General features: G+C 60.9%; 13 protein-coding genes. 4 read left to right on the forward strand and 9 right to left on the reverse strand.

All coding sequences use genetic code 11. The annotated features are described in order from the left end of the window. Positions 1–12: 12 nt before the first annotated feature. The 5 genes from ACA043_RS18590 to ACA043_RS18610 form a co-directional block, all read right to left on the reverse strand. On the reverse strand, positions 13–801 hold the full coding sequence (locus tag ACA043_RS18590) for a fimbrial biogenesis chaperone (RefSeq protein ID WP_401268557.1): 789 nt from the start codon (positions 799–801) through the stop codon (positions 13–15). A gap of 30 nt (positions 802–831) precedes the next feature. Beyond that, positions 832–1,332 (reverse strand): Csu type fimbrial protein, encoded by a 501-nt coding sequence (locus ACA043_RS18595; protein ID WP_187680462.1) that lies wholly within the window; start codon positions 1,330–1,332, stop codon positions 832–834. A gap of 4 nt (positions 1,333–1,336) precedes the next feature. Next, positions 1,337–1,873, reverse strand: a complete 537-nt coding sequence (locus tag ACA043_RS18600) for a Csu type fimbrial protein (protein ID WP_305438669.1) — start codon at positions 1,871–1,873, stop codon at positions 1,337–1,339. Positions 1,874–1,893: 20 nt separating this feature from the next. After that, positions 1,894–2,427 carry a Csu type fimbrial protein gene (locus ACA043_RS18605; protein WP_489880292.1) on the reverse strand — a complete coding sequence of 178 codons (534 nt, stop codon included), beginning with the start codon at positions 2,425–2,427 and terminating at the stop codon, positions 1,894–1,896. 105 nt (positions 2,428–2,532) lie between these two features. Next, a complete protein-coding gene (locus ACA043_RS18610; protein ID WP_497614696.1) occupies positions 2,533–3,054 on the reverse strand; it encodes a Csu type fimbrial protein in 522 nt (173 codons plus the stop codon). A gap of 286 nt (positions 3,055–3,340) precedes the next feature. Between ACA043_RS18610 and zapE the strand changes: the two genes are divergently transcribed. Both zapE and ACA043_RS18620 read left to right on the forward strand, forming a co-directional pair. Then, positions 3,341–4,465, forward strand: coding sequence for a cell division protein ZapE (zapE, locus tag ACA043_RS18615; RefSeq protein ID WP_497657640.1), 1,125 nt, complete (start codon positions 3,341–3,343; stop codon positions 4,463–4,465). Positions 4,466–4,557: 92 nt separating this feature from the next. After that, positions 4,558–5,871, forward strand: a complete 1,314-nt coding sequence (locus ACA043_RS18620; protein ID WP_497657641.1) for a leucine-rich repeat-containing protein kinase family protein — start codon at positions 4,558–4,560, stop codon at positions 5,869–5,871. A gap of 102 nt (positions 5,872–5,973) precedes the next feature. Here ACA043_RS18620 and ACA043_RS18625 read toward each other — a convergent pair whose 3' ends face one another. After that, positions 5,974–6,678, reverse strand: coding sequence for a YebC/PmpR family DNA-binding transcriptional regulator (locus ACA043_RS18625; protein ID WP_187680468.1), 705 nt, complete (start codon positions 6,676–6,678; stop codon positions 5,974–5,976). Positions 6,679–6,899: 221 nt separating this feature from the next. Here ACA043_RS18625 and ACA043_RS18630 point away from each other — a divergent pair, with 221 nt between their 5' ends. Further along, a complete protein-coding gene (locus ACA043_RS18630; RefSeq protein ID WP_497657642.1) occupies positions 6,900–8,294 on the forward strand; it encodes a type VI secretion system Vgr family protein in 1,395 nt (464 codons plus the stop codon). Positions 8,295–8,402: 108 nt separating this feature from the next. Here ACA043_RS18630 and ACA043_RS18635 read toward each other — a convergent pair whose 3' ends face one another. Together ACA043_RS18635 and ACA043_RS18640 are read right to left on the reverse strand one after the other, a co-directional pair. Next, positions 8,403–9,794, reverse strand: a complete 1,392-nt coding sequence (locus ACA043_RS18635; protein WP_497657643.1) for an FAD-dependent oxidoreductase — start codon at positions 9,792–9,794, stop codon at positions 8,403–8,405. Between the two features lie 71 nt (positions 9,795–9,865). Continuing rightward, positions 9,866–11,191: an MFS transporter gene (locus tag ACA043_RS18640; RefSeq protein ID WP_489880297.1), complete on the reverse strand. Its 1,326-nt coding sequence runs from the start codon at positions 11,189–11,191 to the stop codon at positions 9,866–9,868. Between the two features lie 268 nt (positions 11,192–11,459). On the opposite strand from ACA043_RS18640, the gene ACA043_RS18645 reads away from it, so the two are divergent. Next, a complete protein-coding gene (locus ACA043_RS18645; RefSeq protein WP_187680472.1) occupies positions 11,460–12,332 on the forward strand; it encodes a LysR family transcriptional regulator in 873 nt (290 codons plus the stop codon). A 25-nt stretch (positions 12,333–12,357) separates the two neighbouring features. Here the strand turns inward: ACA043_RS18645 and ACA043_RS18650 are convergent, their stop codons facing one another. Further along, positions 12,358–13,218, reverse strand: a complete 861-nt coding sequence (locus ACA043_RS18650) for a LysR substrate-binding domain-containing protein (protein WP_497657644.1) — start codon at positions 13,216–13,218, stop codon at positions 12,358–12,360. Positions 13,219–13,262: the final 44 nt, after the last annotated feature.

The following is a 13,262-nucleotide window of genomic DNA, read 5'->3' on the forward strand; positions in this document are numbered from 1 at the left end:
AGACTCGAATCCTCAGCGTGCCGGGGTGATGCTCTGCACTTGGGGCGCACCATTGACCCGCACCTGCAACGCCGAATCACCGGCCAGCGAACCCGGTGCCGGCCAGCGCATCACCGCCCCCGGCAGCACATAACCCAGCAGGCCTTCAGCCACAGGTTTGCTCTGCCCACCCTGTTTGATAGCCACGTCGGTCAGCCGCGCATGGACCGCACCCTGATTGCGCACTTCCACGTAAGGCCGGCCGTCGACCGCCACTGTGCGCCAGCTCAACTGCGGCAGGCCGATGCCTTTGGGATCACGTGGGCGCGTGCTGTCCTCTTTGCTCCACAGCCCCGCACCGTAGGCAAACAGCGGGACCGAGTAACGCATCTGGAAACGAATGGCCGCCGCCGTTTTGCCACCGTCAGCGGAGGCCGGTTGTGCAGAAGGGATTTCGTCGATGATGATGCGGTAGGCCAGTTCCTGCCCCGGCGGTACGTCTTTGGTTCGGGTCAGGCGCACCAATTGCTTTTGCCCCGGTTCGATCTTCGCCACCGGCGGGCTGCCAATCACGTCGCGCTGATTCTGGTACTGCTCTGCAAAACCGTTCTGGCTCCAGGCGAAGACGCGAATCTGCAGATTCGCGGTTTCATTGCCACGGTTTTCCAGCCACAACGCGCTGGCCTGTTGGTCGGCCTCAAGCACCGGATCAATCGGCCAGATCAATACCGAACTGGCCGCCTGCGTATGGCCTGCTGCGAACATGGCCAGCGCCAACATTGCGCTCTGAATGAACAAGTGCCGAGATGTAACTGACCCCATAAAACCGCTCCCTGTCGAACAACCTTCGCCTCACCACGACAGCTGCACCTGCAGCACGTCGCTGTACGTCCCCCCAGGCTGATTGCCCGGCAATTGCACCTGACCGTAAATCGGCAGGCTGATGTTGTTCGCATCGCTGTAGGCCACCGCTACGCTCTGGCCGATGCCCAGGCTCTGGCTGTACGCGGCATCGCGAAACAGCGAATACGCCACCCGCGCACTTCCACTGTTGACCTGCATGTGCCGGCCACTGCTGTTGTACTGGCCGCCATCGACGCTCATGTTCAATGTCACCCCCGGCGTGCATTGCAATTGCACGCCACCGGTCAACGCGACCTGCACCGTGCCGGTGGCCAGGGCTGAACGCGAGCCGAAATTCAGCCCTCCATAGTTCGACACCCCACCCACCACCAGACACCCCGCCGTGACCGTGGCGCTGACCTGGAAGCTCTGACTCGTCGCCGCCGTCAGCGGCAGCGGCGCACTGCCCGCACAAAGCAGGAGCAGCGCGATGCAGCCATGCCGGCGCATGGCATCAGAACGTCAGTTCAACAGCGACAGTGTCGGTGTAGGTCCCCGCCGGTAAACCGGCCTTGCCCACTGCCTGACCATAGATGTTCACCGTTTGTGCTACGCCAGTGCTGGCGGCCAGATTGATCGTGCCGTCAATCGCCAACAGCTGCGAATGCCCGGCATCGGTGTACAAGTCGTACGGCACGTAGTTGGCGACACCGTCGTACAGCGCGCGCGTGCCGCCCGGGGACATGCCGTCATGGGAGCCGGCACGAACCTTCACCGTCGGCGTGGTGCCGCTGGAACAGAGAATCGACAGCGCCCCGCCGCCACCACCCAGCACTTGCCCGGTGGCAGTGGTGAACAGGCTGTTGGCAGTGCCGAAGTTCAAGGCACCGAAGTTCAGACCGGTGGAGCCGCCAGCGCCGTTGACCTGACAGCTGCTGATCAGGATCAGGCTGGAGGTGATCTGGCCGGTGACAGTGGTGGCGGCATGGGCACTGGAAACCAGCGTCAGGCCGAGCAGCGACAAACCTATCCTTGATGCAAACGTACGCATGGTGTCCGTCCTCTACGGGGTTACCAGTCGAGCGTCACCGTCAGGGTGTCGGTATAGACCCCTGCCGGAACCGCGCGGGTATTCGCCACCACCGAGCCAAATACCGGAATGGGTATCTGTGCACCGCTGGTGACAGCGAAATTGTGTTGTTGGCCGATGCTGTAGCTTTGGTTGCCGGAGGCATCGAGAAACAGCTGATAAGGGATGGTCTGGCGGCCGTTGCTCAGGCGCCGGGTATTGCCGTCACCATGGGCGCCACCGTCGATGGTGACGGTGAAACCGGTGACCGAAGGGTTGCACGCGACGTTGAGTTTGCCGCTGCTGTCGCTGTCGAGGCTAGCGTTGATCGGCGCGTTCCAGGTCGGGCCCTGAAGGCCGAAATCAAGCTTGCCAAAATCGCTGACCGGGCTGGAGGGATTGCTGGTGTTGGTCACTTCACAGCCGGCAATCAGGATCAGCCGCGCATGAATCTGCCCGCTCACCGCCGCTTGCGCGTCGTCAGCGAGTAATGCGAGCGTACCTGCCGCCACGACCACCCAGTGCTTGCCTGCCATTTCGCCCTTCCCTGCTCCCTGAGGATGACTCAACCACCGCGCTCATCATTGAGCGCCTTCCCTGCGCAACCCGAATCCGCTGGATTGCCGACTAAAACCCTGCGATCACCAGGTGACCGTGACTTTGACCAGATCCGAGTAACGGCTGACCCGGGGGACTTGCGCCAAACGCTCGATCCGCGCGTACAAAGGCAACTCAACGGTGCCGCTGTCCGGCACTCGACCGCTGACCGGTACATCCACCACCAACGGCACGCGCCGCGCGGCGTCCTGATACAACCGGTAAGGAATCGGCTTGCTGCCCGCATCGCCAACCATGTAACGCACTTCGCCGACACCGCCGTGCAAACCGCCATCGACGCGCATCTGATACGGCGTGTCCGGATTGCACTCCAGACGCGGCAGCCGCTGATTGGTCAGCGCCGCCGCCAGTGGCCCTGCCGGATCGTCGAGACGCGCTGTGCTGCCGAAGTCGAGCACACCCAGTTGCTCGATACCGGCCTCGCGCTGCTGGCCGATCAACTGGCAGCCGCGCTGCACATCGACCCGTACTTCGACCTGAAGATCCGTCGCGTATGCGGGTGCAACAAGCACACCCAGCAGGCCCATGACCACACGTGCATTCACTGTCCCATTCCTTGTCAGGGATCACCCGAAGGTCGTTACTGTGTTTCAGATTAGCAACGGACGACGATTGCGCCAGTCGATTGGATCCACGGATAGTCGGGGATATGTTTCGAAAGGTTGGCAGCACGTCGGATCCTGTCGCTGAAAATAGCTGTACGAACCGCACAATATTGTTCAATGACCGCCCACTCTCGACCGGCTGCGGTGGAAGGCTGACTCCGCGTCTGGTTACACTACGCCGCCGCGCTCCCGGGAGCCGGTTTGACGAACACGGAGTGACCGCAGAGTGAGCGCCCAGCCGCCGAAACGATCGCCACTGACCCAGCGCTGGCTGGCGTTGCGCCGTTTGTTCGGCAAAGGTCTGCCTGCCAGCGCAGGCCATGACGCCAGTGCCCGGTCGATCCGCGATTACTTCCGCAACAAGGCTCACGGCCAGGGTTACACCCTCAGCCAGAGCCAGCAGCGCGTGATCGACTGCATGGCGCAGCAGGCCAGTCTGCTGTTCGGTGCATCACGGCAGACGCCGCCGAGTCTGTACCTGTACGGCGCCGTCGGGCGCGGCAAGAGTTGGTTGCTCGATGGTTTCTTCCAGGCGCTGCCGATCACGCAGAAACGCCGCCTGCATTTCCATGAGTTCTTCGCGCAACTGCACCAGGGCATGTTCCGTCATCGCCAGCATGACGATGCCCTCACCCTCACGCTCGATGAGTTGTTGCAGGATTGTCGAGTGCTGTGTTTCGACGAGTTTCATGTGCATGACATTGGCGATGCGATGCTCATCACACGGCTGTTCAAGGCGTTGTTCCAACGCGGGATTTTGTTGTTGGTGACATCCAACTATCCGCCGGAAGGCTTGCTGCCCAACCCGCTCTATCACGCTCGTTTCAAACCGGTGATCGAGCTGATCAACTCACGCATGCAGGTTATGGAAGTGGGTGGGGCTCACGACTATCGAAGTCTGGCGCGCAACCATTTGCATCAGGTATTCACCCAAGGTCATTACGTGTGGCCAGCCACGCCAGCCCAGCGCCAGGCCCTCAACCTGCCGCCCGAAGATGCGCCGCCCCTGTCGTTAGCGGTTGGCACCCGACACTTTCAGGCACGCCTGTGCGAGGAGCGGCGTGTCGGCTTTACCTTCAATGACCTGTGCGAACAGCCAACGGCGGTGATGGATTTTCTGGAAATGTGTCGGCGATTCGATCAATGGGTCATCGATGACTTGCCCGAACTCGCCGAATGCTCGATCGCCGCGCAACAGCGCTTCATCAACCTGATCGACGTGCTTTACGACCAGGACAAACACCTGACGCTGCTCGGTAGGCTGCCGCTGGGCGAAAGCCTGGCGGGCAACGCTATCGACCTGGCCCGCACGCGGAGTCGGTTGGGACAGTTGCAAGAAGTGCACGCCTGATAACGTTCCAAAGATCTGGAGCAGCCTGCAACTACAGCTTTGCCGCTATCATGTCGCCCATTCCCAGCGACCCCTCTATTGCGAAGACTTTCATGCACACCCTTGCTCAATTGCGCGCCGGCGAACTGTCGGGCATCACGCGGCTGGATCTGTCCTGCGGCCTGACCGAATTCCCGCCGGAGATCTTCGATCTGGCCAAAACGCTGGAGGTGCTCAACCTCAGCGGCAACGCCTTGAGCAGCCTGCCGGATGATTTGCATCGGCTGACCCGCCTGCGCGTGCTGTTCTGCTCCGACAACCAGTTCAGTGAACTGCCCGCTTGCCTCGGCCAATGCACCGCGCTGACGATGATCGGCTTCAAGGCCAACCACATTGTCGATGTGCCCGGTGCCGCCCTGCCCCCGCTGCTGCGCTGGCTGATCCTGACCGACAACTGCATCGAAACCCTGCCAAATGAACTGGGCGAACGTCCTTACTTGCAGAAACTCATGCTGGCGGGCAATCAGTTGCAATCGCTGCCGCAATCCCTGGGCAACTGCCATCGACTGGAACTGATCCGCATCGCCGCCAACCGCTTGACCGAGTTACCGCAGTTTCTGCTGACGCTGCCGAGCCTGACGTGGCTGGCCTACGCCGGTAATCCGCTGGAAACCGAAGCCGACGCCGCCGCCCTTGAAGCCACGCCGCAGATCGACTGGTCGGCGTTGCGTCTGGAGCAACAACTCGGTGAAGGCGCCTCCGGGGTGATTTTCCGGGCGATCTGGCAGCGCGCCGATGGCTCGGCGCAACCGGTTGCGGTCAAGCTGTACAAAGGCGCGATGACCAGCGACGGTTCGCCGCTGCACGAAATGAACGCCTGCATCACCGCCGGATTGCACTCGAATCTGATCCGGGTGGAAGGCCGTATCACTGGCCACCCCGACGGACAGCAGGGGCTGGTGATGCAATTGATTGACCCGAGTTTCCTCAATCTGGCGGCTTTGCCGAGCCTGGCCTCCTGCTCACGGGACGTGTATGCCGATAATTGCCGGTTCAGCGCCGATGTGGCGCTGCGCATTGCCAAGGGCATCGCTTCGGCAGCCGAGCATCTGCATCAGCAAGGCATCACCCACGGCGATCTCTACGGGCACAACATTCTGTTGAACGATCAGGGCGACTGTTTATTGGGGGACTTCGGTGCGGCGTCTTTCCATGCCACCACGGACAACTTCGAAACCCGCGCGCTGCAACGCATTGAAGTGCGGGCGTTCGGGATTTTGCTTGGAGAATTGCTGGCGCGCATCGACTCGGGGTTGAGTGATGATCGCCGTGGGGTACTGGAAGAACTGCAGCGGCGCTGCTGTCAGGCGGACGTGCTGGGGCGGCCGGGGTTCAGTGAAGTGATTGAGGTACTGGAGAAGCAGTGACCGCTACGCGGTCAATCGCCAGCAGGCTGGCTCCCACATTGGAATGCATTTCAACTGTGGGAGCCAGCCTGCTCGCGATGAGGGCATCACTGACGAAGCAAATCAGCCAGCCAGACCGACAAACATATCCTGCACGTCATCATGGTTGTCGAGGCCTTCCAGGAACGCTTCAACCTCAGCCATCTGCTCATCACTCAAACCGCTGACCGGGTTTTTCGGCTGGTAGCCAAGCTTGGCCGACAGCACGGTGAAACCTTGTTCCGGCAGGGCTTTCTGCACCGAATCCAGATCGGTCGGATCAGTCAGGAACAGGGTTGCGCCCTCTTCACCTTCTTCAAAATCCTGAGCACCGGCTTCGATCGCGGCCATTTCCGGATCGGCGTCCGGGGTGTCCGGCGAGGCTTCGATCATGCCCACATGGTTGAAGTCCCAAGCCACGGAACCGGAAGCGCCCAGTTGGCCCTTGCGGAATGCCACGCGGATTTCCGCGACGGTGCGGTTGATGTTGTCGGTGACGCACTCGACGATCAGCGGCACCTGGTGCGGGGCGAAACCTTCGTAGGTCACGCGATGGTATTGCACGGTTTCGCCCAGCAGGCCGGCGCCTTTCTTGATGGCGCGATCCAGGGTTTCCTTCGGCATCGAGGCTTTCTTGGCCTGTTCGACCACCAGACGCAGGTGTGCGTTGGTGGTGGTATCGGCACCGTTGCGAGCAGCAATGGTGATTTCTTTCACCAGTTTGCCGAAGATTTTGCCCTTGGCGTTGGCTGCCGCTTCTTTGTGTTTAACCTTCCACTGTGCGCCCATTACTCACTCTCTTGATCTGTGGCGCCGAGACATCTATTGGCCGACGCGTGGCGGCAAGTTTATACGGCCTAAAGTCGGCAATCGACCAAAAAAATCCAATGCGGAATCGACTTCTTCACCAGTGCTTGTAGGGCAATTCTGAAAAACGCCTTTGACATGACCATTCAGCGCTGGGGTTTCGTACCCTCTGAGGCCCGTATTGCCTGACAGAGCCTGTTCGAATGCTCAATGACAAGGAAAGTCCGTTCACCCTTACCCTGACCGCCAGCGGGTTATGCCTGCCGGTGCTGCGTTTCAAAGGCGAGGAAGCGCTTAACCAGCCCTACCGTTTCGACATTGAGCTGATCGGCCTGGCACCCGCCGTGGCGCCAGGCACGCTGTTGCAGCAACCGGCATTTCTGCGCCTGGACGATCATCACGGGGTTCACGGCATCATCCACAGCGCCAGTTGCGAACATCGCGGAACGCACCGGATCGGCTATCGCCTGATAGTGGTGCCCCACCTGCAAAGCCTGGCCCGGCGGAGTAATCGGCGCGTGTTCGTGCAACTGAGCGTGCCGCAGATTCTCCAGCAGTTGCTCACTGAAAATGCGCTGCCCGGCGATAGCTACCGGATTGAAATGACCGTGGGGCAGTACCCGGTGCGGCCGTTCTGCATTCAGTTCGAGGAAAGTGATCTGGCGCTGCTGCACAGACTTTGCGAAGAGGAAGGCATCCACTATCACTTCGAACACCGGCCCGACGGGCACGTTGTGGTGTTTGCCGATGACAGCCTGAGCCTGCCGCAAGAACCGGCGCTGCTGCCGTTCAAGGCTGATGAACAAGCGCCCTCACCCACTATCAGTGAGCTGTTCCAGCATCACCACGCCGCGCCGATTCCGACGCTCCACGCCGTACGCAATCGAGGGCAGCAAACTCTCGGCGACGATGCCGCCAATCAGACCCCGTCAAATCCACCCACACCGCTACCCTCGCTGGAGCAGCGCTACAGTGAACAGCGCAGTCGTCGGCATCTGGAGCGACAACGTTGCCAGCATCGCTCGATCAATGGACGCAGCGACTGTATCGGCTTGCTCAGTGGGCATTTGTTGCAGGTGACGGAACATCCGATCAGCCACTTCAACGAGCAATGGCGAATCACCTCCATCCGCCATCATGGACAACATCCATCGATCCTTGACCCTACCCTGACCGTGCACCGTTATTACAACGATTTCAGCGCCCAGCCCTGGTCCACCGACTTTCGCCCGCCGCTCAAACAACGGCGCCCGAGTGTCGCCGGCTATCATCTGGCGGAGGTCATTGGCACGCTGGGGCAAACTGCGCGGTTCGACGAACTCGGCCGGATCGCCGTCAGGCTGTGGCCCTCGGAACCATCACCAACCACCGACACCGAAGCGATCTGGCTGCCGATCGCCATGACCCGAGCCAATGGCCGAATAAGGCCTGATGAGTTGCCCGGCGCCGGCAGCGAAGTATGGGTGAGCTTCCTCGACAGCGATCCCGACCGACCGATTCTGTGCCTGGGCTACACCCGCAATCCCAAACCCCGGGCAACACAACCCGCGTCCGACAGCGGTTTGTTGCTCGACTGGTTGCTCAATCGCGCGACATAACCTGTAGAAGCTGTCGAGTGAAACGAGGCTGCGATCTTTTGATTTTGCTTTTAACCATCAAGATCAAAAGATCGCAGCCTTCGGCAGCTCCGGAGGTAAGTGGTGTGCTCAGCCTTTGTCCGCCTTGCCCGCCGCCGCAGCAAATTTTGCCAGGCGCACGTCCAGATGTCGGGGCCGGCGCCCGTGGTCTTCGGCGCGCTCCTTGCGGCGGATGGCGTTGCGCACCATCAACGATCCGAGATAGCGGATCGGCTCCGGCGGGAAGTAACCCAGCGGCCCATTGACCAGTGGCGAGCGCGTCCAAGGGTTATCCAGCCCTTGCACCAAGGAGGCGAGAATCTGCCCGCCCATGTGACACGGCCCCACGCCGCTGCCGGAATACCCAAAACCGTAAAACACATTACCGCTGTTGCTCATCTGGCCGAAAAACGGCAGACCAGTCACCGAGCGATCGGACGGCCCGTTCCAGGTTGCATCGACTTTGACGTCAGCGAACGCTGGAAAGAAATCGCCAAGACTGCGCTTGAGCAATCCGGCATACGGCGATGGCTGATCGAATACCGGCAGCATCCGCCCGCCAAAGGCAAATGTATTGCCGCCCTTGCCGAGCATGATCCGGCCGTCGGGAGTGTTGTGGTAGTAGTGCACGAAAATCCGCGAATCGAGCACGGTAACGCCACTGGTCAAACCGATTTCCTGCAGCAGATCCGGGCGCGGCTCGGTGATCAGCATGTCGCTGGAAACGATCGCCACGCTGCGCTCGAACTGTGGAAACGCGCGGGCCATCCACGCGTTCATCGCCAGCACCACGCGGTCGGCGATCACGCTGCCGTTCGCGGTGTGAATACGCGCTGGGCGGCCCTCCTCCAAACCGGTCATTGCGGTGTTCTCGTGAATCTTCACCCCAAGTTGCAACGCCACCCGCCGTAACCCGCGCACCAGTTTGCCCGGTTGCACACTGGCGGCGGCCGGGGAAAACCAGCCTTCCAGATGCTTGCTCGACCCGGCCATGCATTGTACATCCGCCACCGGGCGCTGGCTGAACGAGTTGATGCCGTTGCGCTCCAGCGCCGCGATCACGGCGTCGGTCGAGCCGACCTGCGCGCGGTTGGTGGCGGTGTACAGCGTGCCGTCGAGGCGGTAATCGGCATCGACGCCAAATTGCTCGCAGAACTCGCCGATGGCGTGGATGCTGCGCTCCGATTCCTTGACCAGCCGCACCGCTTCTTCGACGCCGAACAAACGCTCGAGGGTGAAGTACTTGGCCGACCACGACAGCGCGCAACCGCCGTTCCGCCCACTGGCGCCAGCGCCACAGATGTCGGCTTCGATCAACAGAACATCGAGTTCGGGGTTCTGTTGCTTGAGCATGATCGCCGTCCACAACCCGGTGTAACCGCCGCCGACAATGCACACGTCACTGCGCACTTCGCCTTGCAGCGGCGGGCAGGTTGCGGACGCATCGGCCTGCAAGGCCTGCTCCAGCCAAAACGGTCTCATGGGATTCTCCATTCAGTTGGCCACGACACAGCCTGCCGCGAACGCCGCAGCAGGCCGCGAGGCAAAGGGTTTCAGGAACGCAGAGGTTTGATCGTCAACGGGCAATTGGGGATGGACGCGCGCGGCTCCATCACGCCGACCGGACGGCTGTTCCAGTGCGGGATCAGCACCAGCGCCGAGAACAGCGCGCAACCGGCGAAGACGATGAACACCGTCACCGTATCGAAATAACCCGGCAGCAAACCGCCGAGCACCGCGCCGACCGAGCCGCAGCCGTTGACGAATCCGGCAGCGGTAGCGCCAGCCTTGGCTTTACCGAAGTCGATGGCGGCCGCGCCGCTGATCATCGAGTCCGGGCCATACAGGGTCAGGCCCATGACAAACAGCAGCGCCACCACCAGCAATACACTGCCGGTTTGCAAGGCGCCCATGAACAGCGCCAGGGTTACGGTCAGTGCCAGCAGACTGAGCACACAGGCCGGCATGCGCCGGGCGCCGAACAGTTTGTCCGAGGCCAAGCCGATCATGATCGGCCCGAGCAACCCGGCCAGTTCGAACGAGGTCGGAATGATCGCTGCCCCCACCTTGCCGACGCTGGGCATCTGCTCAAAGACAATCACCGGCCCCCACAACAGAATCGCGTAACGCGCCGGTTTCAACATGAAGTAAGCCAGCCCCAGCACCAACACCGTGCGGTTGCGCAGGATCTCCTTCAGCGGCTCCCAAACGCTGAGTTTGCTGTTGGCTTCGATCTCTTCAGCACTCAGTTCAGGCTCCGGTTCCACCGCCGGCAGACCGACGTCTTCCGGTTTGTTGCGCTGGAAGATAAAGAACAACACCGCCACGACCGCAACCACCACCGCACTGGAAATAAACGCCGCGTGCCAGGTGCCCACCAGCGTGTACGCCCACCAACCGGCGAACGGCGACGCCACCAGACCGCCAAACGCATAGCAGGAACTCCACAACCCAAGCACTCGCCCACGTTGTGCAGAAGGGAAAAAACTGCCGAGGTTCTTGCACAACCCCGACCAACCGGTGGACTGCGCCAACCCCTGGATCAACATGCAGGTGGCGAAGATCGGCAACGTTGCAAAACTGCCCATCACCAGCGCCGCCGCAGCGGAAATCAGCAAACCGCCGAGCACCACAACCCTTGGGCCAAAGCGGTCGGCAAGCATGCCCCAAGTGAATTGGCCGATCGCGTAAGCCGCCAGATAGATGGCATCGAGATTGGCCATGGTCATTTTGTCGAGCATGAAGTTCGGGTCTTCACCGATGCCGAGTTTGGCCACCGAAAACGCTTTGCGGGTGAAGTAGAAAGCGGCGTACGCGAGCCAGGTAATAGCGAAAATCTGCATGCGCCAACGCGCAATGGTGCCGATGTGCTTGTTCATTGTGGTTCTGACCTCAGGGTGTGAGTGTGCCGGCAGAATCGTTAAGTAAACGCCTGTGTTTTTATTGTTGAGCACTGCGATATCACCCCATCCCTAAAGCGATACCGGTCAGATGAGTCCTGCTGTTGCACGCACAGGCTCATCGCCAACGCTGCTGTCCGATCGGGCAGTCATCGATGGCGTGAGCGGATCAAAGCAATTACTGTTTAATAAATAAAATCGATTTATCGTATTTCACACATAAGCTCAGCTTGTTACTGGAGGCTACATGTCGGTGTCCCACGCCCAGCTCAAAGCCTTCCATGCCGTGGCCGTACATGGAAGCTTCACCAAGGCCGCCGAGCGGCTTTTCCTCACGCAACCGGCGATTTCCGACCAGGTGCGCAAACTCGAAGAACGCTTCGGCGTTTTATTGTTTCATCGCAATAAACGTTCCGTGCGTTTGACTGACCTCGGCGAACGCTTGCTGGCGATTACTCAGCGCCTGTTTGTGATTGAAGCCGAAGCGCAGGAGCTGCTTCAGGAATCCCAGGCCTTGCAGACCGGCAGCCTGATTCTGGCGGTGGATGCGCCGGTGCATGTGCTGCCGCAGATTGCGCGGTTCTGCGAGCGATATCCGGGGATCAGCGTGAAGATCGAGACGGGCAACACCGATGAATCGCTGTTTCGGCTGTTCAACTATCAGGCCGATCTAGCGCTGCTGGGTCGGGATGTCAGTGATGAACGTTTGCTCAGCGTGCCGTTGCGCAACGATCCGATGGTGGCATTCGTTTCGCGCAATCATCCGTGGGCGGAGCGTGAATCGATTTGCCTGGCGGACCTCGACGACACGCCGCTGGTGTTGCGTGAACACGGTTCAGTGACGCGGCAGACACTGGAAGAGGAAATGGCCCGGGCCGGGTTTCGCATTCGCCCGGCGATTCAGGTTGAGGGGCGGGAAGCGGCGCGGGAAGCAGTGGTTGTCGGGATTGGTGTGGGGGTTGTTTCGGCGGCGGAGTTTGGGGCGGATTCGCGGGTATGCGCCTTGCCGATTACCGATTGCACCCGCAGATTGACCGAAACCTTGGTCTGTTTGCGTGAGCAGAGTTCGCGGCGGGTGGTCGCGACGTTTCTCGATATGGTTCGCGAAAGTCTTGTGTAGCCAGTGATGAGTGCGTCGCGGTGTATCAGACTGGCGCCAAGCCAAAGAACGCCTGAATCAACCGCAACTCCCGCCGCCGCTCCATGCAGCCAATCATGTGCCGGTTCACGAGCCCCTCGCCGACAATCGGAATCGCCACCACTCGCGGGTCATGACTGACCTCCACCGACGACACCACGCCAATCCCCAACTGCGCCGCTACGGCCTCCGTCACCGCTTCGCGGCTGTCCAGTTCGAGCAGCACACGCGGATGGATCGACGCCTGCGCACACGCCAGATCAAACGTGCGCCGGGTAATCGAACTCGGCTCGCGCAGCACCATGATCACCTGATCAAGTTCCTTGAGCTTCACCTCTGCGACGCGCTCTGCCCAAGGGTGTCCGGCCGGCACCAGCGCGCAAATCCGAGATTCATTCAGTGCTTGCAGATGCAGTCCCTTGCGCGGCTCGACTTCAGTCAGCACCGCGACATCGGCGTGCTCCGATAACAGTGCGGCGAGGGTTTCCTGCGCATTGCCCAGACGCAGATTCACGGTAATCCCCGGATACCGCGCGCGCAGGCTGGCGAGCATCGGCATGACCATGTGCGGCCCATCAGCCGCCACTTCCAGGCGCCCAGTGAGCAGCTGACGGTTGGCTTCGAGCATCGTCTGCGCTTCTTCCGCCAGACCGAACATGGCCCGGGTGATCGCTGCGAGTTTGGTGCCCTCCTCGGTCAGTTCCACCCGTCGCGCGGTGCGCCGCAACAGGGTGATCTGGTAGTGCTCCTCCAGCGACTTGATGTGCCCGGTGACCGCCGGCTGGCTGATGAACAACCGCGCGGCGGCGCGGGTGAAGCTGCCTTCACGGGCGACGGCGTCGAAGGCGCGCAGTTGGAACAAGTTCATGAATAACCCTCACTGATGGCTAGCATAACAACAAACAATTTGAT

This window comes from Pseudomonas sp. LBUM1648, from assembly GCF_059716145.1.